Here is a 25,753-nt window from a genome sequence, read left to right as displayed (position 1 = left end):
CCTGCTTTTGCAGGCTATTTTTTTAAGCTACATTTCTTACAGTTTTTTGTTGCAAAAATAGAACGAATTGTCGCTTTTATATAATTTAAACAACATAATCGAAACACTATAATGAGCCCATGAACAAATTAAAAATAGGATAACGATCATGCAAAGTTATTTACATCGTAGTGAAAATCGCGGTCATGTCAAAGCAGGATGGCTAGAGTCTAAACATAGTTTTTCTTTTGGTAGTTGGTACGATCCAAAATATATGGGTGTAAGCGTATTACGTGTCATTAATGATGACTTAATTGCAGCCCATAATGGCTTCGGCACACACCCACACGACAATATGGAAATTTTGACCTGTGTACTTGAAGGGACAATTTCTCATAAAGACAGTATGGGCAATGAACGTCATATCTCTGCGGGTGAATGGCAGCTCATGAGTGCAGGTACAGGTGTACAACATAGCGAAATTAATCAGGGCGATGTTCCCGTACACATGCTGCAAATTTGGATTCATCCTAATGTACGTGATGCCGAACCTAATTACCAACAGATTCAATGTGATCCAAAATTACATCCGAATCAATGGCATGTCATTGCAGGTCCAAATGGTGATGCTGCTATGCAAATCCGTCAGCAGGCTGAGGTTAAAACCGCCTTTATACAAGCGATGCATAGTTTAGCAATCAAAGCGACGCAGAAACTCAATTATGTCCATGTGATTTCTGGCGAGCTTGAAATTGCAGGTGAGACCTTAAAAGCAGGTGATGCTTTAGCATTTGCCGAAGAAGCTGAAATTAAAGCTTTGGCAGACAGTCAATTAATTTGGTTTGATTTACCTGTTTAATCAGTACATGCATTGCTAGGCATGGGATTGATTTACTAATGTCTTTGAATGCTATCTCATTATCGAAGTTAACTTATATTGGTAACACTGTAATAAAAAAACCTCACAATTGTGAGGTTTTTTTATTCTATTTAGAAATTAATAGCCCCAAGCTTTTGGGTCTAATGGTAAATCTACAGCAACTGAAAGCCCTGTATCATTACCATGCACATCTGAATCACTCACCCATCCATTTAATTTCAAAGGAATATCTGGACGAAGATAATGTGACCATGTTAAATCGAGTGCTTTCACTTCATCTTTTTCTGGAAATGCCTGATTAATATCCAGATTAGATTGATTGGCTTTAGCCACTAAAACACGTCCAGAAACACGGTTCATAGGATCCAAACGAATATTACCGCCGACTGAATACATTTCACCATCACCACCCATCGCATGACCTAATGGGAAGCCATGTTGGTAGTAACCATCTTTATAGACATAGTGATTATACGAAATACCTTTTACATCACCATTGGTACGGGTATCCGCCCACTCTGTATACAATTGGAATGGCATATTTTTAAAGCTTGAAGAATAATCTACGCCAGCTAAATACATTTTTTTAGATGGAAGCAGCCCCGCCTCATCTTCACCCACATACTGACCATAAACACTCAGCGGTGTATTCAACCATTGATTCAAATTTAAACGTGCATCAAAGCCAGCAAGTTGGTTCGATTTATCATCATCCGAATTATAGAAATTATCATTCCCTTTAATTGCATTCCATAATGAATCCAAACTTTCCGAGCGCCCATCCCCTCCCCATTGAATCATGCGCGATGCACCCAACTCCAAATACGGCAAAGGCTGTGCAGTTAAACGCAAGCCAATGAGTTTTGTATCTGGAATAGCATCATAATCCGCGAGTTGTCCTGCAAAGGCTTGATATTGCCAAGATCCAATCCACGATAACCATTTAGTTTCGAATGCGCTTTGGTCAGCACGCTGCATGGTCAAACCATAAACAGGACGGCTTGCATCACCACGGATTAGGCTGCCATCATGTCCTGGCCCCCAATACGTTGGCATTTGACCTGCAATCAACCACTGGTTCCACAGCTTACCCGCCAAATATGAACCTTCAACATTTACATATTCCCCATTATCAATCATCGGGTCATGTTCAACGTTTATTTTTAATTTGGCATCCCAATTCTCGCTACCCGCGTTTAATTCCAATGCACCCACATATTGAGACTTGTTACTTGTAGCAAATGCTTGTGGAAATTGCTTTTCGTCAGTTGCAGCATAAAGACTCACTTTCGCCAGATGATTGTCTGCTTTTAGACTGGCTAGAACAGAGTCAATTACTTTTTGTTGTTCTGGTTGACTGATGCGGGCTTGGGATAACGCACGTTGAATTTCATCCCCACTCATTGGCCATGTTGAGGTACTAATTTGAATAACACCTTGTTGATTTAACCAGTTCAAATCCGAACGTAAATCTTCATTATTCACGACAATCCCTTGCGCAAAACCAGATGACGCAGATACCACCAACAACGCCGAAACTAAAGATCTTTTTAAAAACATTATCGTGACTTTCTCGTTACTTAATTCTGCCGACTACCATATTTTCTTTGATTCAATATTGCAACCTGAGTATTGATTTTTGTTGTAAATCAGCAATAAAAAAACTCGCATAAAGCGAGTTTTTTATGAGATACAAAGCTTAGTCTTTACGGCGCATGTGTGGGAATAAAATCACATCACGGATACTTGGCGCGTCAGCAAATAACATGACTAAACGGTCAATACCAATACCTTCACCCGCAGTTGGAGGCAAACCGTATTCAAGTGCTTCAACAAACTCTGCATCGTAGTGCATCGCTTCATCATCACCCGCATCTTTTTCCTGAACTTGTGCTTGGAAACGTTCTGCTTGATCAATTGGATCATTCAACTCTGAGAAACCATTTGCTAATTCACGACCACCGATAAAGAACTCAAAACGGTCGGTAATATGCGGATTATCATCATTACGGCGTGCTAAAGGTGAAGTTTCAGCTGGATATTCAGTAATAAAGGTCGGTTGACGTAATTTGGTTTCAACCGTTTCTTCAAACACGATAGTTTGTAATTTACCCAAACCAAAACCAGGCTTCACTTCTTCTTTCAACACTTCTTTGGTGAATTTAGCCAAGAACTCACGGTCATTTACATTTTCAGGGGTGAAGTCTGGGTTGTTTTCCAAGATTGCATCAAACATTGAAATTTTCTTGAACGGCCCTTTAAAGCTGAAGACTTCACCTTGATACGGCACATCAGTGCTGCCCAAAATATCCAAAGCCAATTTTTCCAGCATATTTTCAGTCAAAGCCATTAAGTCTTTGTAATCTGCATAGGCTTGGTAAAATTCAATCATGGTAAATTCAGGGTTATGACGCGTTGAAACCCCTTCATTACGGAAGTTACGGTTAATTTCAAACACGCGCTCAAAACCACCAACAACCAAACGCTTTAAATAAAGTTCAGGCGCAATACGCAAGAACAAAGGCATATCCAAAGCATTATGATGCGTTTCAAATGGACGTGCAGATGCACCACCTGGAATCACATGCATCATCGGTGTTTCAACTTCCATGAAACGTTCGTTGTTCAAGAATGTACGAATTCCTGCAACAACTTTGGCACGAATTTCAAAAGTTTTACGTGTTTCTTCATTCACAATCAAATCAAGATAACGCTTACGGTATTTAACTTCAGTGTCATTTAGACCATGGAACTTATCTGGCAGTGGACGTAATGATTTCGTCAATAATTCAAAATGTTGAATATGAACATATAAATCACCTTTGCCCGAACGACCAATATAGCCTTCTACCGCAATAATATCACCAAGATCTAAACCTTTAATGGTCGCTAAAGTGGCTTCGTCTAACTCTTTGCGTGCAACATAAAGCTGAATACGACCTGTCATATCTTGAATCACAATAAATGATCCACGATTTAACATGACACGACCTGCAACTTTTACATAAACATGCTCGGCTGCTTCAATCTGCTCTTTCGATTGATCTTGGAATTGTTCTTGTAAATCTTGTGCATAATGTTCGCGCTTGAACGAGTTCGGCCATGGGCTAACGCCCGTTTGTTTGGCTTGCTCTTCAATTTGCTTCAACTTGGCATGACGCTGTGCAATTAAATCGTTTTCGGAAATAGGTTGTTCAGAAGTCGATTGAGCGTTGTTTTGCGTCATCTCTGCCTCGTAAAAATACTAAAAAATGAAGTGCTATAGCATAGCAGATTCATTCATGATTTCGTATGATTTCTCTTAAACAAAATAATGACCGTGAATTTAACTTTCTTTTTTACAACTCTATTATTTTATTGTTCTGCTAATTCTCGAACACGCTGCAGTCCTTGTTCAAAAGCTTGCTCCATCATGTATTTATAATCTTCCATCGTTTCCAATTCGACACTCAGTACAGTTTTTCCATCAACCTCCTCCAAAGAATATTGTTCGAGCAATCCTTGCCACTGCTGAACTTCAGGGCTAGTTAAATCCTCCACCCCACCTTGTAATAGACCTTGATATTGAAAAATAACTGAACAATACGGTAAATAAACTAAAATGGTGGCAATCAAACCATCGCCCTTGTTGTCTATAAATAAAGTTCTTCCGCCAACTGTCCAATCGGACTGTATTTTTGATCCTTCCGTAAAGAACTTGGTCCATTCAGTATAAGTATCTGGAGACCAAAGAATATTCCATATTTTTTCAGGGCTTGCCTCTATACAGATACTAAAGCGTAGATGTTCCATCATTTTGTTTTTCTCAAACGAGTTCCTTCCAAACTACTGAATAATTACAATAAGCAGTAAAATAAATCGTTAAAAAATATTTATCAACTTTGCTAATTTAGCAATAAACACAACATATCTCTCTGTTTTATCTATTATTAAAAACCATATCACCCTATTGCACACATCCCCCTTAGACCAAATGCTAAGATCAATGCCAACTGAAGATTCGTAAAATAAAAACAATTTAAAAAAGTTGAAAAGTGAACGTTTATTAATCCGTTCTATCTTTGCAAAAAGAGAGCCTATGAATGCGATAACCATCAATATAGACCAATCGAAAATTCTTTTTTTTCATGGATTAGACTCGTCCAAAGAATCGACCAAATTCCATGCTATTGACTCTGCAAAAAAATATTGTATAGATGTCGATTACAGAAATTTAAACTATTCCACTGTTGCCGAATTTTATAAAAATGCTTTAGTCACTATTAAACCAGACTTATTAATAGGCCACAGTTTAGGCGGATATTGGGCGCTCAAAATGTCCTTACAACACCGAATTCCTTGTATTGTAGCGAATCCCAATTTAACTCCAGATTTCCGCTCTGATTATCCTGCAATTACTGAATTAGATTTAGAACATGATATTCCTCAAATTGCCTACATTGAGCTTGGTGATGAGGTTTTAGACATGTACGCGACTACAGCTTTTTTAGAACCTTATATGCAAGTCGAAACGGTTGAAGGTGGGCATCATCGACTGGTTACACCAGAACGCATCAACCATCTCATTCATTATATGGAACAAACCTTTATTTTTTAGCGCAATAAAAAAGCCAATCAAATGCATTTGATTGGCTTTTTTGCAGATATTAAATGCTTAAGCGACAGCAGCTTCTAATGGTTTTGAGTTTTCTTCCAACACTGTCCAAACCTTAAAGCCTAAATCTTGATGCAATGTCGGTAAATCTAAGAAAATGCTCGCACCCAATACTTGATGCTGACATTTATCCATTAATTGTTTTACAGCTTTTAATGTCCCGCCTGTGGCAAGCACATCATCTACAATAATCACCTTTTGTGGCTGAATATTGGCTGCAATTTCTAAACGATCTACACCATATTCAAGACTATACCCCACACCAACCACTGGAGGTGGTAATTTCCCTGCTTTACGAACCAATAAAAGACCTTTATTTAAGCGTTGAGCCAATAGGCTTGCAAGCACAAAACCACGTGCTTCAACTGCCACAAAGCTCTCTACTTCTGCCAACTGTTCTGCTGGAATACTTGCAATAAGAGCATCGGCTAATGGCGTAATATTACTCATAAACAATGGGGTCAAATCATAGAAACAAATTCCCGGTTTTGGGAAATCTTGGACAGTACGAATGTGTGACCACAATACAGCAGACAAATTTTTCATGGGAGAGAATTTAAAACGAAAAGAATAGGTGAATTTTAACGTTTATTCGACGTTCAGGATAGATAATAGCCAACTTTTCAGGCGAGGATATTTTTTATTGATTTCTACAAAAACTTGAATTATATAAATAATTTTTATAATAAATATTAACTATAGACTTGTATGATTCTAATATAGCAATTTTACTGTTTTAAATCTGCTCGACCTTAGTCTGATAATCCTCCAATAAAACCCGTTGTAATGAGTTTTCTCTAAATTGTCTAACAAAAATACATGGCTACGTTTGAATTGATAAGTTTTGTCCTACTCAGCCATTCAGATCTGTAATTCTCTAATTAAAATCCGATATTTGCTTTACATTCGTCCTAGAACTGCGTAAAAATTTAGGCGAAAATAGCGCTAGCAATTAGATCATTAGAGCCATGCGGTATATGAGTTATTGCTGATCTAAAATATCCCGATCAGAATTGGAGAATCAGATGAAAAAGTATCAATGCATCGTTTGTGGATGGATTTACGACGAAGCAGAAGGCTGGCCGCAAGACGGTATCGTTGCGGGCACCAAATGGGATGATATTCCAGATGACTGGACTTGCCCAGATTGTGGTGTTTCTAAAGCCGACTTTGAAATGATTGAAATTTAATAATAACTAAAAGACCCTTCTAGTGGTCTTTTTTTACACCTTATTTTTGGAGAAAAAAATGCAGCCTATCGTTATCATTGGTTCAGGCATGGCTGGCTATACCGTGGCACGTGAGTTTCGCAAACTCAATGCGGAACAAGAACTGATTATGATTACCGCAGATGATGCCAGCAATTATGCGAAGCCAACCTTATCTAATGCATTAGCAGGCAAAAAATCTCCTGAACAAATCGCCTTGGGCGATGCAGAAAAAATGAGTACTCAGCTCAATATGCGCATTGAAACCCATACTTGGGTTAAAGAAATTCGTAGTGAGCAACATCAACTTGTCTTAGAAAAAGACGGTGAATCGAGTACCTTAGACTATGCAAAACTGATTCTTGCGGTAGGTGCAAATCCAATTCGTCTAGCAATTGCTGGAGATGGCAGTGATGATATTCATGTGGTCAACTCTCTCAATGACTATAAAGCATTCCGTGAAAACCTAGACAAACGTCAAGATAAACGTGTGGTGATTTTAGGTGCAGGATTAATTGGCTGCGAGTTTGCCAATGATCTACAAAATACAGGATATCATGCCACGGTCATCGATTTGGCTGCACAACCTTTAGGTCGACTACTGCCTGCGCATATTGCTTCAGCCTTCCAAGAAAATCTGGAAGAAACAGGTATTCATTTTGTATTGGGCACGACTGTTGAGAAAGTATCTAAAGTCGAAAATGGCGATTATCTTGTCACTTTAGCCAATGGACAATCTGTAATCGCTGATATAGTACTTTCAGCAATTGGTTTACAGCCCAATATTAGTTTGGCTAAAACAGGTAATATTCACACCAGTCGTGGCATTTTGACCAATAGCCATTTAGAAACCAATCAAGCGAATATTTATGCAGTGGGTGACTGTGCAGAAGTGAATGGCACACTACTTCCATATGTAATGCCAATCATGCAGCAAGCACGAGCACTGGCAAAAACCTTAAATGGTGAGCATACTGCAGTACATTATCCTGCGATGCCTGTAGCGGTCAAAACGCCTGCGGCACCACTCACTGTTTTACCAGCGCCGATTGATGTTGACGTGAATTGGGAAACGGAAGAATTTGATGATGGCATGTTAGCCAAAGCATTTGATAGTACAGGGACTTTACGTGGTTTTGTACTGTTAGGTGCAACAGCAGCGAAACAACGATTAACACTAACCAAGTTAGTTCCAGACTTGATTCCTGTATCAGTTTAAGTTCAAAATAGAGAGGACGTTCACATTTTTGAATGTCCTCTTATTAGGGGAGAAAGAAGAATGAATAGCGTATTACAATTCAAAAATTCACCTTACACCCCGTTTATGCATGAAACCAAGGTAAACTTGGGGAATGGAATTGAATTACACGTCGAAGTTGGTGGTCAACCTGAGCATCCAACTATTTTACTTATTATGGGTTTAGGCGCTCAATTATTATTCTGGCCCGATTTCTTTTGTAAAACACTGATTGATCATGGCTATCGCGTTGTTCGTTACGATAATCGTGATATTGGTTTGTCTTCTAAAATACGTCATCAGGGACCACGTCTAAATACCATTAAATTAATGGGTCGTTTTGCACTGGGCTTAGAAAACCAAGGCGCACCTTATAATTTACATGATATGGCCGATGATGCCGCCTTGCTCATTGAACGCATGGGACTAGAAAACGTCTTTGTACTGGGTGCATCCATGGGCGGAATGATCGCACAAATTCTAGCTGCAAAAAATCCAGATAAAGTCAGCAAATTAGGATTGGTGTTTACCAGCAACAATCAACCTTTACTCCCTCCTCCTTTTCCAAAGCAACTGTTCAGCCTTATTGGCCGACCAGAATCAAATGATGAGGAAGGAATTATTAATCACAGTTTAAAAGTATTTAACATTATTGGTTCACCTGGTTATATCAATCAGCTTGAAACCATGCAAACCGCTCGTAGATTATATCAACGAAGTTATTACCCAGCGGGTGTACTTCAACAGTTTTTAGCAATATTATGTACAGGCTCATTGTTACAACTGGACAAGCAGATTCAACAACCGACCCTTGTGGTACATGGTTCACGTGATCGCTTGCTCCCGCCTAGTCATGGTAAAGCTGTTGCAAAAGCAATTACAGGCGCTAAGTTTGAATTAATTGATGGAATGGGGCATGATATCCCTCCGCATTTCATTCCTCATCTTAGCGGATTATTTGCTCATCATTTTAAATCTTAAACATTAGGACACTATGGCTGCATTACCATCCCTGAGACAGCTGTCATACCTTGTAACACTGTCTGAAACGCTGCACTTCACTGAAGCGGCGCGTCGTTCGTTCGTGACCCAATCTACTCTTTCGGGTGGGATCATGGAACTTGAACGCTTACTGGGTGGCGTCCTCGTTGAACGCGATCGCCAAAATGTACGTTTAACCCCGCTTGGCGAACAAGTTGTCGCTCGAGCCCGTGTTCTACTTGCTGATGCTCAAGACTTAATGCGCTTAAGTCGTGAAATGAGTGAGCCTTTGACTGGCGATCTACATTTAGGTGTTATTCCAACGATTGCGCCTTTTATTTTGTCACAACTACTTAACGAAGTGCATAAGCAACTTCCTAAAATTCAGTTGCATTTGCATGAAGCACAAAGCGAAAAAATTGTTGAAAAACTGGAACATGGTAACTTAGACATGGTGTTGTTGGCTCTGCCATTTGACACGCGTGGACTTAAAGTTGCTGAAATTGCAAAAGAAGACTTGTTCTTGGTGTGTCATAAATCTGACCAACGTTCAGCACAAGCGGTAACGCTGGAAGATTTAGATTTATCACGTTTAACATTGTTGGAAGAAGGACATTGCTTACGTGATCATGCCTTAAGTGCCTGCCCAATTGGGGAACGTAAAAATGATCACCGCTTAAAGGCAAGTTCATTACCGACTCTAATTGAAATGGTCTCTGCAAACTTGGGCTTTACTTTATTGCCTGAAATTGCGTTGCACACCAATATGATTAAAGCCAACCCAGACTTGATTGTAAAACCGATTCAAGATGCACCGAGTCGCACATTGGCATTAATTACTCGTAAGAGCACACCATTGCAAAGCGAATTTGATGTGCTATTGCAAATCTTACAGAAAATTACCTAAGAACGAATTTTCAGGTTCAATCTTTAAAAAACCCAGTGTCCGCACTGGGTTTTTTATTTTTACAATGGTGACATTGTTAAAATTACTCTGCATCACCCCATCCCAAATGCAATACATCTGCAATCAATTGTTTTTATTTTGTATTACCTCTTTAAAAAGTGCATTTTTTAAGAAAACGTTCAGGTTCAGAATTTATAAATGCGCAATGAACAAAAGACCTTAGTCGACTCCCAGAAATAAGAACAATTTTGAGTTTTTGTGATCACTAATCTCCCGCACTAAAAGTTTTTTAGAAGATATCGCTATGCTTGCTCGCTTTGCATCTCCTTGGTTTCCCCTTTCGCTAGGATTATTGTGTTCGCTCAGCGCGTCATTCAGTATGGCAGCCGAGCCTCCCAAAGCTGACTCATCTACCCTAACCATTATTGGCTATCATGAAATTACCGATCAAAAAAATGCCCTGATCCCCGATTATGCAGTAACATCACAACAGTTTAGTCAGCACCTTGACTGGCTACAAAACAATGGTTTTCACTTTGTGAATGTCAACCAATTGATTCAAGCCCACCAAGGCAAATACCGCTTGCCAAGTAAACCTGTGTTATTGACCGTAGATGATGGCTATCAATCATTTTACACCCATGCCTACCCTATTCTTAAAGCCAAACATATTCCTGTCGTACTTGCTGTGGTCGGTTCATGGCTCACTCCGAAAGCCAATCAAGCTGTACATTTTGGCGATGATGTTATTTCGCGTGACAAAATTCTGACTTGGTCAGAACTGAAAGAAATGCAGGACAGTGGTTTAGTCGAGATTGGGAATCATAGTTTTAATTTACATCGTGGTATCAATGCCAATCCGCAAGGTAACTCTGAACCTGCAGCCATTACACGTGAATATGATGCAAAACAGCAACGCTATGAAAATGATCAGCAATATACCACCCACATCACCCAAGATTTAAAGCATAACAACGAGTTACTCCAAGCTCATGGTTTAAAAGCACCACGTGTCATGGTTTGGCCATATGGTCGCTATAACATGCAGGATGTGAATATTGCGAAACAGTTAGGTATGCCAATTACCATCACTCTGGATGATGGCCCCGATCATGTGCATGGTTCTTTGCAAACGCTGAACCGTATTTTGGTCGAAGGCAATATGAGTACCGCCGATCTGGCACAAGAAATCAAAAATCGTGAAATGAATTTGGGCGATAACAACCGCCCACAAAAAATCATGCATATCGATTTGGATTATGTTTATGACCCTAATCCTAAACAACAAGAACGCAACCTTGGCATTTTGCTAGATCGCATTCGTGCTATGGGAATCAATACTGTTTATCTTCAGGCATTTTCAGATTCTGATGGTGACGGTTCTGCCAATATGGTGTATTTCCCCAATCGTCATTTACCTATGCGTGCTGATCTATTTAATCATGTGGCTTGGCAAATTCAGACTCGAACCCAAGTCAGCCGTATTTATGCTTGGATGCCACTCTTGGCATGGGAACTCCCTCAAACGGATCCAGTAAGCAAAGATGTGGTTGAGACCCAACAAGTCAGCCAAGATCATTTAAATATGGGCTATCTACGCTTATCGCCTTATTCTCCTCGCGCACGCCAGACCATCAGTGAGATCTATCAAGACTTAGCAAAATCCACACCGTTTAATGGCATTCTGTTCCATGACGATACCACCCTCTCCGATTACGAAGATGCCAGCCCAAATGCTTTAACAGCCTATGCAGCACAAGGCTTACCGACTGATTTAGCAAAAATTCGTGCAGATGATGCCTTATTGCAAAAGTGGACAGCGTATAAAACCAAAACGATTGATGATTTTGCCATGCAACTTACCAGCCAAGTCCGTCAGTACGAACCCTTTCTGCTCACTGCACGTAATTTATATGCGCAAGTCGCATTAAAACCTTATGCAGAAAACTGGTATTCACAGTCACTTGAAGAGTCCTTAAAACGTTACGACTTTACTGCAATTATGGCAATGCCCTATATGGAACAGACCCCTGATGCTGATCAGTTTTATCGTGACATCGTTCAACGGGTCAAATCTTTCCCGAATGGTATGAAAAAAACAGTCTTTGAATTGCAAGCGACCAACTGGCGTAACAATCAGAAAATTCCGTCACAGGAACTAGCAAGCACGATTCAGTCCTTATACAGCCAAGGGGTTATGCATGTTGCCTATTACCCTGACGACCCAATTCAAGGACATCCAGACCCAAAAGTCATGCATGATGTCTTTGCAACCAAATCTTCTCAATTAATTCCATAAAGGCAGTTGAGTATGTTACCTCATTTCAATCTTTGGCTGCGTCACGCGCTCAACTTTGTGTTTTATTACCCCTTGTTCATGTCGTACCTGTGGATGTTAGGTGCACTAATTTTCTATCGTAAAGAGCGCAAACAACCTGCCTATCAACAACCCAAGACATTACCGCACTACCCTCTGGTTGCGGTATTAATTCCTTGTTTTAATGAGGGTGATAATGCGGAAGAAACCATTAGTCATGCCTTAAAACTCGACTATCCGAATTTTGAAGTGATTGCGATTAATGATGGTAGTTCGGACAACACCGCTGAAGTATTGAACCGATTGGCACATCAACATGAACGCCTACGTGTGGTACACCTTGCGAAAAATCAAGGTAAAGCCATGGCGTTACAAGCAGGTAGCCTTGTGACAGAAGCAGAATTCCTATTAGGAATTGATGGGGATGCACTACTTGATCCACATGCAGCAACATGGATGATGCAACATTTCATTGCCAATCCGAAGATTGCAGCAGTGACAGGCAATCCACGTATTCGCACCCGTTCAACACTCTTGGGACGTATTCAAGTGGGTGAGTTTTCTTCGATTGTGGGAATGATCAAACGTGCCCAGCGCAGCTTCGGACGTCTATTTACAGTTTCAGGAGTGGTTACTGCATTTCGTAAAAGTGCCGTGCATCAAGTTGGATATTGGTCGCCAAACATGCTCACCGAAGACATTGACATCACATGGAAATTGCAGCGTGCGGGTTGGGACATTCAGTTTGAACCGAATGCATTGGTGTGGATTTTAATGCCTGAAACGCTTTCTGGACTTTGGAAACAACGTCTCCGTTGGGCAATGGGTGGCGCTCAGGTCTTAATCAAAAATTTGGATGTACTCATTCAACCCAAACTCAATTTTTTATGGCCACTGATGTTAGAGCTTTGTCTGACGCTGGTTTGGTCTTATTTAATGTTGTTATTGGCCGTTTTGTGGCTTGTGCATTTTATTTTCTCAATAGCCGCATTGAGTAGCATTAGCTCTCCATTCTTACCTTATGGCAGTGGTGTATTACTGGGAGCGACCTGTCTTATTCAGTTTGCTTTAAGCAAATGGATGGATAGTCGTTATGAACCGAATTTAGGCAAGAACTACTTCTGGATGATTTGGTATCCATTTGTATTCTGGCTCATTACTATAAGTGCCACCATTATGGCTTTTCCAAAAGTACTGTTACGTGGTGAAGATAAGCGCGCGCGCTGGGTCAGCCCAGACCGTGGTATCCGTTTATAACACTCAACACGATTAGAGTATCTCAAAATGAAATCTCAACATGATTTAGTGATTGATTTGCGTCATTTACTGCCTTGGCATAAACGCTATATGTCGAATACCACTACGGCATTAATGTGGGGTGCATGGTTCATGCTTTGGCGTCCCTTCTTACTGGTCTGGATTCTCATACAATTACAGAAAAGTTCAGCGGTACACCATCTGTTAAGTGCACTGAGTATAAGCATTGAATATGGTGGATTAGAACTGCTGCTCTGTAGTGTGGGGTTATTGCTCTGGAGTCGATTTATGCCGTCTGCAAGTGTTAAAGTAGAGCAAGAACAGTCTTTAACGACACAGCAATATGCCGATTATTTCGAGCTCAGCAACCAAAAAATTGAACAATCTCGACAGCATAAAATCACCGTGGTTCATCATAATGATCAAGGGCAAATCGTTGATCTAGCATAATGAAATATAGATCACTGCTCCCCTTTTTAAAACAATTGACCTCAAGATATCTTGGGGTCTTTTTTATTCAATTCGTATTTTTCAAAACCAAAGTATTGCCGCATCTAAATCCTTGCCAAAATAAAAACAAAGCTGCCTGCCTCTTGTTTTAATCATCATTGACACTTTTGCTTTTGAAATATCTATGAAAATAGGCGTGAATCTGATTGAAGCATAGCAATCAATCTGCTTCTAATCGCAATGAGTACCTGTGCTAAAGCAGCCTTTCTTCACATCAAAACGATGGAGTTTATAATCAAACAGGCATAAAAAAAGCGCTGACCATGCAGCGCTTTAATTCCGTCTCTTAAGAACTTTAAGAAACGAACTGGAGGAAAATCCAGTATAAACCACCAGATAAACAAATGGTGGCAGGAAGTGTAAAAATCCATGCCGAAAGAATTGTTTTTACAGTGGCAAAATTCAAACCTGACTTGTTGGCTACCATCGTACCTGCAACCGCACTGTTTAATACGTGAGTTGTAGAAACTGGCATACCAAAACCATCCGCCGCTGCAATGGTCGACATTGCCACAAGTTCAGCAGACATACCCTGACCATACGTCATGTGATGCTTACCAATACGCTCACCGACAGTCACCACAATACGCTTCCAACCCACCATTGTACCTAGACCTAAAGCCAAAGCGACTGCAACTTTTACCCACGTTGGAATGTACTGTAAGAAACTATCCAACTTGCTACGATACTCTTTCACCACCTTTTGCTGAGCTTCAGGCATCGCAGGTAACTGGTCTGCTTTATCCAAACGTTTGAACGCTGTTGTGCTCAAATACATATCATTACGAATAGATGAAATTGCATCTTCAGGAATATTTTTCAAGTCGCCATATTGCGAAATACGGTCACCCAAATGATCGGTCAAACTTGCCAAAGCAGGCACCACTTCTGGAGTCATTTCTTTGGTTTGAATATAAGCAGTAATGGTTTGACGCGCTTGTTCATCTGGAATGTCTGCATGTGCGGGATACATAGCAACCGCAGCTTGAGATGACAATTGCTCAAATGACTGGATATGTGCTGAGTCTAAATTCTTATTCAGTGAATAAGCCAATGGCACCAAACCAATCAAAATTAACATGATTAAGCCCATGCCTTTTTGACCATCGTTTGAACCATGTGCAAAGCTTACCCCTGTACAGGTAAAAATTAGAATGGCACGAATAAGTGGTGGTGGAGGCTTATTGCCTTCAGGTGGTTGGAATAATTCGAGCTGACGCTTGAAGATTTTTTTCACCAATAAGAAAACAACAGCAGCAAATGCAAAACCGATTAAAGGAGAAAACAGTAATGCTTTACCCACTTTCATCACTTGGTCCATATCGACACCGCTGGCACCACTACCCGAGTGTAATAGGTAGTTCATAATCCCTACACCCAAAATAGAACCAATCAAAGTGTGCGAGCTCGATGCAGGAATACCCAAGAACCAAGTACCTAAATTCCACAGAATTGCAGCAATCAGCATGGCAAAGACCATCGCAAAGCCTGCCCCTGAACTCACATTCATAATCAGTTCAACTGGCAGTAAAGCAATAATGCCATAAGCAACCGCGCCGCTAGCGACCATAACCCCAAGGAAATTACAAAAACCAGCCCACATCACCGCAACAGGCGCAGACAGTGCATTGGTATAAATCACTGTTGCAACTGCATTGGCTGTGTCATGGAAACCATTCACAAACTCAAAGCCTAGTGCAATCAATAATGCCGTCGCTAAAAGAATAACAGAATACAAACTTAATGGTGGTACATGCGACAAGTCCGCAGATACCTGAAACCCAATATAAATGAGGGTCGCAATAATGACCGTAAAAAACACCGGCATAAAAAACTTCGGTGTTGGAACATGCACATTCGTCGACTTGTTCGATGCTGAATGCATACGATCTTGGACGGGAGGAGTTTTTGAATTCATGCAGACGGTTAAGAGGATAATAAAATCCCCTTATTGTTCAATTAAATTATGACAATTATATGACAAACAGGTGTCATATAAAGCCAAATTTTTAACAATTGACCTGTTTTAAATCACTCCGCGCTACGATGGGGAGGATTTTTAGCTGTAAATCTGTTTTTTTCAAATACTTATAACAAAAAAATATTTCATGCAAAAAAGTAGTTGATTTTCAGAATTGTAAAAAAATTTGTCACTCTCTGATGCGCTTTCACCTTGAAATCGAAATAGATTCATCATGCCTATGTAATATTGCATTTCAATGAAATCGCCAAATAACTCTTCTTTTTTGCATGAATACTACTAACTTGACAGTCAAAAAGCTGAATTAAAATAAAATTAAGTCTGAGTTCTGTTAAAATATGCTCCATTTCAAGACTTGCCGTGTATTGGGGTTATTTATGTCCACGCTTACCACCCTTAAAAAGCTTCTCGCTGAGCGTATATTGATCATTGATGGTGCGATGGGCACCATGATTCAACGCCATAAGCTTGAAGAAGAAGATTACCGTGGTGAGCGTTTTGCAGATTGGGCACATGACTTAAAAGGTAACAATGACCTTTTAGTTTTAACACAGCCAGAAATCATTCAAGGCATTCATGAAGCTTATCTTGATGCAGGCGCAGACATTATTGAAACCAACAGCTTTAACGGCACACGTGTTTCTATGTCTGATTACCACATGGAAGACCTTGTTCCCGAGATTAACCGTGAAGCAGCGCGTTTAGCCAAAGCAGCTTGTGAAAAATATTCAACACCTGACAAACCTCGTTTTGTAGCGGGTGTACTCGGCCCAACATCGCGTACCTGTTCAATTTCACCCAATGTAAATGATCCTGCCTTTCGTAACATTACCTTTGATGCGCTAAAAGAAAACTACATTGAGGCCACTCATGCGCTGATTGAAGGTGGTGCAGATATCATTCTGATTGAAACCGTTTTTGATACATTAAACTGTAAAGCTGCAATTTTTGCGGTGAAAGAAGTCTTTAAGCAAATTGGTCATGAATTACCACTCATGATTTCAGGCACCATTACCGATGCCTCAGGCCGTACCTTGACAGGTCAAACTGCCGAAGCGTTCTGGAACTCTGTGCGTCATGGTGATTTACTTTCAATTGGTTTTAACTGTGCCCTTGGTGCAGATGCCATGCGTCCTCACGTTAAAACCGTATCTGATGTTGCTGATACGTTCATTTCTGCTCATCCAAATGCAGGCTTACCAAATGCTTTTGGTGAATATGACGAAACACCAGAACAAACTGCTGCCTTCTTAAAAGAATTTGCAGAAAGTGGTTTGATCAATATTACCGGCGGTTGCTGTGGTACAACACCAGACCATATTCGTGCTATTGCCAATGCTGTAAAAGACATTGCACCCCGTCAAATTCCTGAAACTAAACCAGCTTGCCGCTTAAGTGGTTTAGAACCATTTAATATTTATGATGACTCACTGTTTGTAAACGTGGGTGAACGTACTAACGTTACAGGTTCAAAAAAATTCTTACGTCTTATTCGTGAAGAAAACTTTTCTGAAGCTTTAGAAGTTGCACAGCAACAAGTGGAAGCTGGCGCACAGATTATTGACATTAACATGGATGAAGGGATGCTCGATTCGCAAAATGCGATGGTTCATTTCTTAAATCTTGTGGCATCTGAGCCAGATATTTCACGTGTGCCAATCATGATTGACTCATCAAAATGGGAAATCATTGAAGCAGGCTTAAAATGTGTACAAGGTAAACCTGTTGTTAACTCGATTTCGTTAAAAGAAGGTTATGACGAGTTTGTCGAAAAGGCTCGCCTCTGCCGTCAATATGGTGCCGCGATTATTGTGATGGCCTTTGATGAAACAGGTCAGGCAGATACTGCTGCACGCAAACGTGAAATCTGTAAACGTTCTTATGATGTTTTGGTCAATGATGTTGGCTTCCCTGCTGAAGATATTATTTTTGACCCGAACGTGTTTGCAGTGGCAACAGGTATTGAAGAACACAATAACTATGGCGTCGATTTTATTGAAGCCACAGGTTGGATTAAACAGAACTTACCTCATGCCATGATTTCTGGTGGTGTATCGAACGTATCGTTCTCATTCCGTGGAAATGAGCCTGTTCGTGAAGCCATTCACTCTGTGTTCTTGTACCATGCCATTAAACAAGGCATGACTATGGGGATTGTAAATGCTGGCCAAATGGCAATTTATGATGATATTCCTAAAGAACTCAAAGATGCGGTTGAAGATGTTGTTTTAAACCAGAACCAAGGTGAGTCTGGCCAAAACGCCACAGAAAAACTGCTTGAAGTCGCTGAAAAATACCGTGGTCATAGCGGAGCACAACGTGAAGCCGAAAACCTTGAATGGCGTAACGAACCTGTAGAAAAACGTCTTGAATATGCATTAGTCAAAGGTATTACCACATACATTGACGAAGATACCGAAGAAGCTCGTCTAAAAGCTAAACGTCCATTAGATGTGATTGAAGGCGCTTTGATGGACGGTATGAACGTGGTCGGTGACTTGTTCGGTTCAGGCAAAATGTTCTTACCACAGGTTGTGAAATCTGCACGTGTCATGAAGCAAGCTGTGGCTTGGCTCAACCCGTACATTGAAGCTGAAAAAACAGGTAGCCAATCTAAAGGTAAAGTCCTGATGGCAACTGTTAAGGGCGACGTACACGATATTGGTAAAAATATTGTGGGTGTTGTACTCGGCTGTAATGGTTACGACATTGTTGACCTTGGTGTGATGGTACCTTGTGAGAAAATCTTGCAAACTGCGATTGATGAAAAATGTGACATCATCGGGTTGTCAGGTCTGATTACTCCATCTTTAGATGAAATGGTGTTTGTTGCGAAAGAAATGCAACGTAAAGGTTTTAATATTCCTTTATTAATTGGTGGTGCTACGACATCGAAAGCACACACAGCAGTAAAAATTGATCCTCAGTACCATAACGATGCGGTGATTTATGTTGCCGATGCCTCACGTGCTGTGGGTGTTGCAACTACACTGCTTTCAAAAGAAATGCGTGGAAAATTCATTGAAGAACACCGTGCTGAATATGCCAAAATTCGTGAGCGCTTAGCCAACAAACAACCTAAAGCTGCCAAGCTAACTTATGCAGAGTCTGTTAAAAACGGTTTTAAAATTGATGAAAGCTACGTTCCAGCAAAACCAAACCTTTTGGGAACTCAAGTTTTAACAAACTACCCGCTTGAAACATTGGTTGCATATTTTGACTGGACACCATTCTTCATTTCTTGGAGCTTGGCTGGTAAGTTCCCGAAAATTTTACAAGATGAAGTGGTTGGCGAAGCTGCAACAGATTTGTACAACCAAGCTCAAGCAATGTTGAAAGATATTATCGACAACAACCTTTTTGATGCACGTGCTGTATTTGGTATGTTCCCTGCTCAGCGCACTGACGCCGACACCATCAGCGTATTTGATGAAGCGGGTCAAAATGTTACGCATACATTTGAACATTTGCGTCAGCAATCTGACAAAGTCACAGGTAAACCAAACTTGTCTTTGGCAGATTACATTCGTACTGACCGTGAGCAACAGGACTACTTAGGTGGATTCACTGTATCGATTTTTGGTGCAGAAGAATTAGCGAATGAATACAAAGCCAAAGGCGATGACTACTCTGCAATTTTAGTTCAGTCATTGGCAGACCGTTTTGCTGAGGCCTTTGCCGAACATTTGCATGAACGCATTCGTAAAGAGTTCTGGGGTTATAAAGCAGATGAAACACTCACCAATGAAGAGCTGATTAAAGAGAAATATGTCGGCATTCGCCCTGCGCCGGGTTACCCAGCGTGTCCAGAGCACTCTGAAAAAGCGGTGTTGTTTGACTGGTTAGGGTCTACAGACAAAATCGGCACTAAACTCACTGAGCACTTTGCGATGATGCCACCATCTTCAGTAAGTGGTTTCTATTATTCACATCCTCAAAGTGAATACTTTAACGTGGGCAAAATATCTCAAGACCAACTTGAAGATTATGCAAAACGTAAAGGTTGGACACTCGATGAAGCGAAGCGTTGGTTAGGGCCGAATTTAGATGATTCGATTGTTTAATCCCCTACCCCCTCTTTAAAAAGAGGGGAACTTTTGCGTATCAAGTGAATTACGTGACAGCCCCTCCCTTTTTAAAGGGAGGTTGGGAGGGATTATTGTTGCATTCAAATATTTTATATAAGATCAAATAACAACCTATTCAATATTCTAATGAGTTTGTAAATGCATGGTATCTGCGCTCTTTGTAAAGATGAAACTAATTTAAAAGAAAGCCATTTAATTCCAAAATTTGTAGGCAAATGGTTAAAACGAACAAGTGCTACAGGTTATCTCCGTGACATAAAGAATATAAATAAAAGGCAACAAGATATTTTCAAAGAATATCTACTTTGTCATAACTGTGAAATTTTATTTTCAGGATGGGAAAAGCTATTTTCCGAACAAATATTTTTGCCTAGCTTAGACAAAAAACAATATATTTCATCTTACAGTGAATGGCTTTCAAAATTTTGTGCATCACTATCATGGCGGACATTAATATATATAAAACGACAAAATAATGACTTTAACGATGAGTCAGAGTATTTTTAAAAACAAATGCATCAAGCTGAAACTCATCTAAGAAACTTTCTATTAGGAAATACATCTAACCTAGATCAATATGAACAACATATTTTTCCTTTATCTGAAATAGAAAAACTACCTGAATCATTGAATTTTCCACCAAATATTAATCGCTACTTTCTTCGAAGTATTGGTATTGATGTTCTTACAGGTGACAAAGATATCTATACTTTCACTAAACTCCCAACATTCTTAATTATAGGTATTATCAGTTCAAAATATTCAAAACAAATGCGAGCTAGTAGAGTTGCACTTAAACAAGGAATTCTACGACCATCAAATTTGGTTATGCCAGAATATTTATTAGGTTATATGAAAGATAAGGCTAGAGAAATCCAAGTCAAGGTTAGCGGTATTTCAGAAGATCAAAGCAATAAAGTATATGAAACAGTTATAAGCAATTTAGATAAAACTGCTGATTCAAAATCTTTTGAAGCAATGATGCATGATTACAATATTTTTTGGGATAAAATCTTCAAATAAATCCTCCCCAACCCTCCTTTAAAAAGGAGGGAGTACCGAGAATCAAAAAACCATCATCAAATTCGCGTAAAGTCCCCCTTTCACAAAGGGGGATTTAGGGGGATTCCAACCTCTGTTTCGCAATCCAATAAACCTGTTCCACCACAGCATCAGTTTCAGTCAAAATCTGCCGATTACTAAACCTCAGCACCACTAGTCCTAACTCACTTAAAGCCTGATCTCGAATTTGATCTGCTAAACGACCATCTTCGGTGTAATGTTGTCCTCCATCACACTCAATGACGAGGTTCGCAGAGGAACAATAAAAATCCACGATAAAGTTAAGAATTGGCTTTTGCCGATAAAACTGTAATCCTAAAATTTGCTTACGGCGTAATCTTTGCCATAGCCAGTGTTCAGCATCGGTCATATTGTTGCGTAAATCACGCGATGGAAGTTTTAAGTATTTGTTATAAGGTTGCATCATGACGCTCTTTTTTTTAAATATTCTTTTAAGAATCTTGGCATAATATTCACCAGAAAATAACAATGCACGAAACATCATCATGAACGCAACCCAACTTTTTCTCGGCGTGATCTTTAGCTCAATTGGTTTAGGCTATTTTCTGTATGGCAAAAAACAAAAACTGACCGTGCCTTTTGTTGTCGGTCTGGTTCTAATGGTTTTCCCTTATTTTATTGAAAGCAATGTTTTGCTTGGTAGTATTGGTATTCTACTGTCGATCTTTCCTTATTTTTTACGCTTTTAAAGTGATTTAGCGGTTTCAAGCGATTCAAATTTCGTATCGATCACATTCCAGTGATGCATCATCTCGCGTAAAAATACAAAGTAAACCAGACTGAATACGCCCTGCTCCGCTACTTTACACACATAATATTCGCGATACTCGATAAACTCATTAAAGCCACTTTCAAGCTGCACTCGATCTATATTGTGCTGATTCGGAAAAAATAAGCTCAACACTTGTTGAAATAAAGCATCCTCAGTGATTGCATTTTTGGGTGGAGCATATTGAATGGGAAGCGATTCTAATATTTCTTCAATCACATAGATCATCAATTCAATGGCGAGTTCGTCTAGTAGACCATGACGCATACTATTCGACTTGATGAATTGTAAGCCTTTATCAATCTGAAAGTGCTGCCCATCGAGTTCAAAGCTGAGCTGCTCCAAGCCTAAGGAAATTTTTATTACAGCATCGGGAGTAGTCATGACATTCATCTTCCAGAATCAAAACGGTTCACCCATCGTTGTATTGGTTTTGGACACAACAACCCAGTAAAAAACAAACGCGCCATCTTGTTCATTTTCTAAGATAGCGCGTCTGAGCATAAAGTTCTGCGGTATTCGGTTTAATTTGCTTGGGTCTTCGGTAAAAATGCAGTGGCAAAACCCAGTAATGGTAATAACGAACACACACCAAATACCCATTCAATGCCCTTTAAATCTGCCAAATAGCCCAAACCTGCCGCGGCAATGCCACTCACGCCAAACATTAAACCGAACATTAAACCTGCAATCATGCCCACTCGTCCAGGTACCGCTTCTTGTGCATACACCACCATGGCAGCAAAGGCAGAAGACAACACCAAGCCTGTGATTACCGACAATACTGTGGTCCAAAAAAGATTGGCAAACGGCATCATTAAAGCGAAGGGTGCCATGCCGACAAACGACACCCAAATCACTGCTTTACGTCCAATCTTGTCACCAATTGGTCCACCTGCAAAGGTTCCTAATGCCACCGCAGCCAAAAAGGCAAATAAATGCAACTGAGCGCTTTGCAAACTGATATGGAATTTATGCATCAAGTAAAAAGTAAAGTAATTACTGATACTGGCAATATAAGTAAATTTGGCGAACATCAGCACGCAGATGGTCGAGAGCGCGATCACTAACTGGCGCCCGTGCAATTTACTTTGTACTTGTTGTGCTTTGGCCGCCAGTTGTTTTTTACTGTAGCCGATACTCCAACGACTCACACCAAACAATACCCAAATGGCAAGTAATGCAAACACAATCAACAAGGCCACTGCATGCTGTCCAAAGGGCACAATAATCAGCGCAGCCAATAAAGGTCCTATTGCAGTTCCTGTATTACCTCCCACCTGAAAGGTCGATTGTGCTGTGCCAAAACGCCCACCCGATGCCATACGCGCCACACGTGAAGCCTCTGGATGAAAGGTCGATGACCCCACGCCAATCAGAGCAGACCCGATAAGCAATACCGTAAAACTAGGAGAAAATGCCAACAATAAAATACCACTCAAGGTCACTAACATACCCAGTGGCAATAAATACGGTTTAGGATTTTTGTCGGTATAAAGACCAATCCAAGGTTGCAGTAATGAACCAGTAATTTGATATACCAATGAAATGAGTCCAACTTGAGCAAAGCTCAGCGAGAAGTTGGTTTTCAGCATCGGGTAAATCGCAGGCAGAACGGCTTGAATCAAGTCATTCAGTAGATGTGCCAGTGCCACAGCACCTACAATTTTTACAATCATCCCTTGTGGCTGAAGATTTGCCACAGCTTCATCCATGCTTTCCTTCGTCTGTATTGAAGACGTCATAGCTGAAAAACTCCAATCATTGATATTTCAACCAATATTGTAAAATGTCATTCATAGTATTATCTTCCAATAATCCCTGTATAAGTGACAAATTTCATGAAAATATCAGATTCTCTGATTGAAACAGAAATGTCTGAATTGGTGATTGGACTTTCCTCTGAGCATACTTACCGCGAAATTACTCCTGCCCATCACCATTCACGGGCACAGTTCCTGTATGCCTCGACTGGGATTATTCAGGTGTTTACACCGAATCATGTTTGGTTGATTCCGCCCATGTGTGCGCTATGGATTCCTGCACATATTGAACATAGTGTAATTTCTTTAAGTCGGGTCAAAATGAATACTGCACTGGTCGAAGCTCACGCAGCATCAGTATTGGGTCAACAGTGTTTTATTATTCGGGTCAGCAAGTTATTGCATGAACTCCTCATTCGTTTAAATGTGATTGAACATATTCCCGCATCCGAATTACTGAGTTCGGATGAGCTTTCTCGTGCAATACAAATTTTGATTTTTGATGAAATTCAGAAAGCCAATTCTTTACCCATTCAGATCCCTTGGCCCCAAGACAAACGGCTGTTAAACATCTGTCAAACGCTCTTACATGAACCACAATATCCTAAAGACTTAAGCACATGGGCAGATGAAATTGGCACCAGTACCAGAACACTGATGCGGATGTTCCAAAAGGAAACTGGGCTGTCCTATCGGGCGTGGCTGCAACGAATGCATATTGCGCAGGCCTTAAGTAAAATCGCCAGTGGCGAATCTGTTGCACAAATTTCTAGGGCACTGGGATACAGCAATCCAAGCGCATTTAGTGCCATGTTTAAACGACATTTCGGGCAAACACCGCAGCAATTTAAATATACAGATGAATGAAACAGCCGATATAGCTTAGGCAGTTAATCGGTCAACAAATAAAATACCATTGAGGTGATCTACTTCATGTTGCACGATGCGTGCTGGAAATCCTTCAAAAGTTGTTTCCATGACATCCCCTTCCAATGTGTGATAAAGCACTCTAATGACTTGTGCACGCTCAACCTGCGCACGTTGATTGGGCACACTTAGACAACCTTCTTCACCTAGACACGTGGTTTCAGAAAACTCTAAGATTTGCGGATTAATCATGACCACAGGCTGCATCTCAGACGCATCGGGATAACGTGGATTCGGACGCGAAGCAACAATAATCACCTGTTTAGAAATATACAATTGCGGTGCGGCTATCCCGACACCATTACGCTCTAGCATGGTCGCGTGCATGGCTGAAGCCAATTGCATCAGCCATGCACTATTAAACTCTGCTTCGGCAACAGGTGCAGCTTTCAATTTTAAGATGTCTTCTCCACGTTGGGCAACGGGTAAAATCACGCTCATACACTGTTCCTAAGATCAAGACTCAACGATTGGTTTCCATCTATTCTGAACCAGTTATATGCAAATTGAAATCGGTAGTTTAATGATGAATTTCTAAGCTTTATGTATTCTTGTGCAATGCTTGGCAGTTCAAATGCGTTTTTTTACTCAACTGTTGAACAAAGTAAGGATACGATAAATACAAACTTAAAAATGTTTGGCGCTCACCCTTTTTAAGATGAGCGATAAATCGAAACACAAGTTACATAAACTATTTACTTGAGGAATCTATGATGCTTTCTATGACAGGTCATACATACTGTCATAAAATTTAATGTACGACCATTGCAATACGTCTCGGTAGTGGTCATAGCAGCTATCTATAAATGATTGCTTTGACAATCTTTTATCAAAGCAAAGTGTAAGGCATGCAGTGCCAATTTGTCTGTTCTGATGAGATAAATGATCCATTGGCAACACGATAAATATCTAAAGAGTTGATTGTGATTTTTCTTTCATGAAAAGAAAAATGCTTTGACGTTATTGAAATATGAGCATTTATACCAAATGGTGATGAAGACAATCTCTGAAATTTTCAATTGAGAAAACAGCTTTCTCAAACGATTGTTGTTGTGTTTTAAACATTGCCAATAGGTTGCTTCGATTTTTTGAAAAAATCATCAATCATGCAGAAGGAATATGTAAAAATCGAACATGATGGCTGAAGGCATAGGTGGTATGGTAACGCCCTAAGGGTTTTCAGCCACCTTTTTTTCAAATTATTTTTTATCT

23 protein-coding genes are annotated in these 25,753 nt (G+C 40.2%); 14 read left to right on the top strand and 9 right to left on the bottom strand.

Annotated features, from left to right (window positions below; translation table 11 throughout):
- The first annotated feature begins 148 nt into the window (after nt 1-148).
- A complete protein-coding gene (locus M5E07_RS04770; RefSeq protein ID WP_252222513.1) occupies nt 149-838 on the top strand; it encodes a pirin family protein in 690 nt (229 codons plus the stop codon).
- 138 nt (nt 839-976) lie between these two features.
- Here M5E07_RS04770 and M5E07_RS04765 read toward each other — a convergent pair whose 3' ends face one another.
- The 3 genes from M5E07_RS04765 to M5E07_RS04755 form a co-directional block, all read right to left on the bottom strand.
- Complete coding sequence (locus tag M5E07_RS04765) at nt 977-2,419, bottom strand: capsule assembly Wzi family protein (RefSeq protein WP_252222510.1); 1,443 nt, start codon at nt 2,417-2,419, stop codon at nt 977-979.
- A gap of 139 nt (nt 2,420-2,558) precedes the next feature.
- Entirely contained in the window at nt 2,559-4,085 is a 1,527-nt protein-coding gene (gene lysS, locus M5E07_RS04760) for a lysine--tRNA ligase (RefSeq protein WP_116761826.1), read from the bottom strand.
- 128 nt (nt 4,086-4,213) lie between these two features.
- On the bottom strand, nt 4,214-4,654 hold the full coding sequence (locus M5E07_RS04755) for an SRPBCC family protein (protein WP_252222507.1): 441 nt from the start codon (nt 4,652-4,654) through the stop codon (nt 4,214-4,216).
- A gap of 283 nt (nt 4,655-4,937) precedes the next feature.
- Between M5E07_RS04755 and M5E07_RS04750 the strand changes: the two genes are divergently transcribed.
- Complete coding sequence (locus M5E07_RS04750; protein WP_116761833.1) at nt 4,938-5,456, top strand: YqiA/YcfP family alpha/beta fold hydrolase; 519 nt, start codon at nt 4,938-4,940, stop codon at nt 5,454-5,456.
- A 57-nt stretch (nt 5,457-5,513) separates the two neighbouring features.
- Here the strand turns inward: M5E07_RS04750 and M5E07_RS04745 are convergent, their stop codons facing one another.
- Nucleotides 5,514-6,059 (bottom strand): adenine phosphoribosyltransferase, encoded by a 546-nt coding sequence (locus M5E07_RS04745; RefSeq protein WP_116761835.1) that lies wholly within the window; start codon nt 6,057-6,059, stop codon nt 5,514-5,516.
- A gap of 479 nt (nt 6,060-6,538) precedes the next feature.
- On the opposite strand from M5E07_RS04745, the gene rubA reads away from it, so the two are divergent.
- The 7 genes from rubA (at nt 6,539) to pgaD (ending at nt 13,870) form a co-directional block, all read left to right on the top strand.
- The gene (rubA, locus tag M5E07_RS04740; protein ID WP_016166951.1) at nt 6,539-6,703 is read left to right on the top strand and encodes a rubredoxin RubA; all 165 of its coding nucleotides are present in this window, start codon (nt 6,539-6,541) and stop codon (nt 6,701-6,703) included.
- A gap of 58 nt (nt 6,704-6,761) precedes the next feature.
- Nucleotides 6,762-7,940 carry a rubredoxin reductase RubB gene (gene rubB, locus M5E07_RS04735; RefSeq protein ID WP_252222504.1) on the top strand — a complete coding sequence of 393 codons (1,179 nt, stop codon included), beginning with the start codon at nt 6,762-6,764 and terminating at the stop codon, nt 7,938-7,940.
- 60 nt (nt 7,941-8,000) lie between these two features.
- On the top strand, nt 8,001-8,939 hold the full coding sequence (estB, locus tag M5E07_RS04730) for an esterase EstB (protein WP_252222501.1): 939 nt from the start codon (nt 8,001-8,003) through the stop codon (nt 8,937-8,939).
- A gap of 13 nt (nt 8,940-8,952) precedes the next feature.
- Nucleotides 8,953-9,846, top strand: a complete 894-nt coding sequence (oxyR, locus tag M5E07_RS04725; protein ID WP_252222498.1) for a LysR family transcriptional regulator OxyR — start codon at nt 8,953-8,955, stop codon at nt 9,844-9,846.
- Between the two features lie 304 nt (nt 9,847-10,150).
- Nucleotides 10,151-12,145, top strand: coding sequence for a poly-beta-1,6-N-acetyl-D-glucosamine N-deacetylase PgaB (gene pgaB, locus M5E07_RS04720; RefSeq protein WP_252222495.1), 1,995 nt, complete (start codon nt 10,151-10,153; stop codon nt 12,143-12,145).
- Nucleotides 12,146-12,157: 12 nt separating this feature from the next.
- Entirely contained in the window at nt 12,158-13,420 is a 1,263-nt protein-coding gene (gene pgaC / locus M5E07_RS04715; protein WP_252222492.1) for a poly-beta-1,6-N-acetyl-D-glucosamine synthase, read from the top strand.
- A 27-nt stretch (nt 13,421-13,447) separates the two neighbouring features.
- Nucleotides 13,448-13,870, top strand: coding sequence for a poly-beta-1,6-N-acetyl-D-glucosamine biosynthesis protein PgaD (gene pgaD / locus M5E07_RS04710; protein WP_252222489.1), 423 nt, complete (start codon nt 13,448-13,450; stop codon nt 13,868-13,870).
- A 355-nt stretch (nt 13,871-14,225) separates the two neighbouring features.
- Here pgaD and M5E07_RS04705 read toward each other — a convergent pair whose 3' ends face one another.
- On the bottom strand, nt 14,226-15,848 hold the full coding sequence (locus tag M5E07_RS04705; RefSeq protein ID WP_116761848.1) for an inorganic phosphate transporter: 1,623 nt from the start codon (nt 15,846-15,848) through the stop codon (nt 14,226-14,228).
- Between the two features lie 440 nt (nt 15,849-16,288).
- Here M5E07_RS04705 and metH point away from each other — a divergent pair, with 440 nt between their 5' ends.
- From metH to M5E07_RS04690, 3 genes are all read left to right on the top strand, one after another.
- On the top strand, nt 16,289-19,975 hold the full coding sequence (gene metH, locus M5E07_RS04700) for a methionine synthase (RefSeq protein ID WP_252222486.1): 3,687 nt from the start codon (nt 16,289-16,291) through the stop codon (nt 19,973-19,975).
- 162 nt (nt 19,976-20,137) lie between these two features.
- Nucleotides 20,138-20,506 (top strand): hypothetical protein, encoded by a 369-nt coding sequence (locus M5E07_RS04695; RefSeq protein WP_252222483.1) that lies wholly within the window; start codon nt 20,138-20,140, stop codon nt 20,504-20,506.
- 6 nt (nt 20,507-20,512) lie between these two features.
- Nucleotides 20,513-21,022, top strand: a complete 510-nt coding sequence (locus tag M5E07_RS04690; protein ID WP_252222480.1) for a hypothetical protein — start codon at nt 20,513-20,515, stop codon at nt 21,020-21,022.
- 94 nt (nt 21,023-21,116) lie between these two features.
- Here the strand turns inward: M5E07_RS04690 and M5E07_RS04685 are convergent, their stop codons facing one another.
- Complete coding sequence (locus tag M5E07_RS04685; RefSeq protein ID WP_252223694.1) at nt 21,117-21,485, bottom strand: endonuclease domain-containing protein; 369 nt, start codon at nt 21,483-21,485, stop codon at nt 21,117-21,119.
- Between the two features lie 82 nt (nt 21,486-21,567).
- Here M5E07_RS04685 and M5E07_RS04680 point away from each other — a divergent pair, with 82 nt between their 5' ends.
- On the top strand, nt 21,568-21,771 hold the full coding sequence (locus tag M5E07_RS04680) for an amino acid transport protein (RefSeq protein ID WP_252222477.1): 204 nt from the start codon (nt 21,568-21,570) through the stop codon (nt 21,769-21,771).
- Here M5E07_RS04680 and M5E07_RS04675 read toward each other — a convergent pair.
- A complete protein-coding gene (locus tag M5E07_RS04675) occupies nt 21,768-22,235 on the bottom strand; it encodes a hypothetical protein (RefSeq protein WP_252222474.1) in 468 nt (155 codons plus the stop codon). The two genes, M5E07_RS04680 and M5E07_RS04675, sit on opposite strands and share 4 nt — an antisense overlap.
- Before the next feature lie 140 nt (nt 22,236-22,375).
- Nucleotides 22,376-23,596, bottom strand: a complete 1,221-nt coding sequence (locus M5E07_RS04670; protein ID WP_252222471.1) for an MFS transporter — start codon at nt 23,594-23,596, stop codon at nt 22,376-22,378.
- Between the two features lie 102 nt (nt 23,597-23,698).
- Here M5E07_RS04670 and M5E07_RS04665 point away from each other — a divergent pair, with 102 nt between their 5' ends.
- Nucleotides 23,699-24,481: an AraC family transcriptional regulator gene (locus tag M5E07_RS04665; RefSeq protein WP_252223692.1), complete on the top strand. Its 783-nt coding sequence runs from the start codon at nt 23,699-23,701 to the stop codon at nt 24,479-24,481.
- 15 nt (nt 24,482-24,496) lie between these two features.
- Here the strand turns inward: M5E07_RS04665 and def are convergent, their stop codons facing one another.
- On the bottom strand, nt 24,497-24,982 hold the full coding sequence (gene def / locus M5E07_RS04660) for a peptide deformylase (RefSeq protein ID WP_252222468.1): 486 nt from the start codon (nt 24,980-24,982) through the stop codon (nt 24,497-24,499).
- Nucleotides 24,983-25,753: the final 771 nt, after the last annotated feature.

Source organism: Acinetobacter tibetensis, from assembly GCF_023824315.1.
GTDB classification, from domain to species: Bacteria; Pseudomonadota; Gammaproteobacteria; order Pseudomonadales; family Moraxellaceae; genus Acinetobacter; species Acinetobacter tibetensis.
The sequence above is the reverse complement of the archived record's forward strand: the minus strand, read 5'-3'. Positions and strand labels throughout refer to the sequence as shown.

What these genes read in the sequence shown, in the direction of transcription:
- M5E07_RS04680 (WP_252222477.1), top strand. Translation starts at nt 21,568, where the DNA reads ATGAACGCAACCCAACTTTTTCTCGGCGTGATCTTTAGCTCAATTGGT.
- M5E07_RS04750 (WP_116761833.1), top strand. Translation starts at nt 4,938, where the DNA reads ATGAATGCGATAACCATCAATATAGACCAATCGAAAATTCTTTTTTTT.
- M5E07_RS04690 (WP_252222480.1), top strand. Translation starts at nt 20,513, where the DNA reads ATGCATCAAGCTGAAACTCATCTAAGAAACTTTCTATTAGGAAATACA.
- rubB (WP_252222504.1), top strand. Translation starts at nt 6,762, where the DNA reads ATGCAGCCTATCGTTATCATTGGTTCAGGCATGGCTGGCTATACCGTG.
- M5E07_RS04705 (WP_116761848.1), bottom strand. Translation starts at nt 15,848, where the DNA reads ATGAATTCAAAAACTCCTCCCGTCCAAGATCGTATGCATTCAGCATCG.
- pgaD (WP_252222489.1), top strand. Translation starts at nt 13,448, where the DNA reads ATGAAATCTCAACATGATTTAGTGATTGATTTGCGTCATTTACTGCCT.
- metH (WP_252222486.1), top strand. Translation starts at nt 16,289, where the DNA reads ATGTCCACGCTTACCACCCTTAAAAAGCTTCTCGCTGAGCGTATATTG.
- M5E07_RS04675 (WP_252222474.1), bottom strand. Translation starts at nt 22,235, where the DNA reads ATGACTACTCCCGATGCTGTAATAAAAATTTCCTTAGGCTTGGAGCAG.
- M5E07_RS04770 (WP_252222513.1), top strand. Translation starts at nt 149, where the DNA reads ATGCAAAGTTATTTACATCGTAGTGAAAATCGCGGTCATGTCAAAGCA.
- M5E07_RS04685 (WP_252223694.1), bottom strand. Translation starts at nt 21,485, where the DNA reads ATGCAACCTTATAACAAATACTTAAAACTTCCATCGCGTGATTTACGC.
- M5E07_RS04670 (WP_252222471.1), bottom strand. Translation starts at nt 23,596, where the DNA reads ATGACGTCTTCAATACAGACGAAGGAAAGCATGGATGAAGCTGTGGCA.
- M5E07_RS04755 (WP_252222507.1), bottom strand. Translation starts at nt 4,654, where the DNA reads ATGATGGAACATCTACGCTTTAGTATCTGTATAGAGGCAAGCCCTGAA.
- M5E07_RS04695 (WP_252222483.1), top strand. Translation starts at nt 20,138, where the DNA reads ATGCATGGTATCTGCGCTCTTTGTAAAGATGAAACTAATTTAAAAGAA.
- def (WP_252222468.1), bottom strand. Translation starts at nt 24,982, where the DNA reads ATGAGCGTGATTTTACCCGTTGCCCAACGTGGAGAAGACATCTTAAAA.
- M5E07_RS04765 (WP_252222510.1), bottom strand. Translation starts at nt 2,419, where the DNA reads ATGTTTTTAAAAAGATCTTTAGTTTCGGCGTTGTTGGTGGTATCTGCG.
- oxyR (WP_252222498.1), top strand. Translation starts at nt 8,953, where the DNA reads ATGGCTGCATTACCATCCCTGAGACAGCTGTCATACCTTGTAACACTG.
- lysS (WP_116761826.1), bottom strand. Translation starts at nt 4,085, where the DNA reads ATGACGCAAAACAACGCTCAATCGACTTCTGAACAACCTATTTCCGAA.
- rubA (WP_016166951.1), top strand. Translation starts at nt 6,539, where the DNA reads ATGAAAAAGTATCAATGCATCGTTTGTGGATGGATTTACGACGAAGCA.
- M5E07_RS04745 (WP_116761835.1), bottom strand. Translation starts at nt 6,059, where the DNA reads ATGAAAAATTTGTCTGCTGTATTGTGGTCACACATTCGTACTGTCCAA.
- pgaB (WP_252222495.1), top strand. Translation starts at nt 10,151, where the DNA reads ATGCTTGCTCGCTTTGCATCTCCTTGGTTTCCCCTTTCGCTAGGATTA.
- pgaC (WP_252222492.1), top strand. Translation starts at nt 12,158, where the DNA reads ATGTTACCTCATTTCAATCTTTGGCTGCGTCACGCGCTCAACTTTGTG.
- estB (WP_252222501.1), top strand. Translation starts at nt 8,001, where the DNA reads ATGAATAGCGTATTACAATTCAAAAATTCACCTTACACCCCGTTTATG.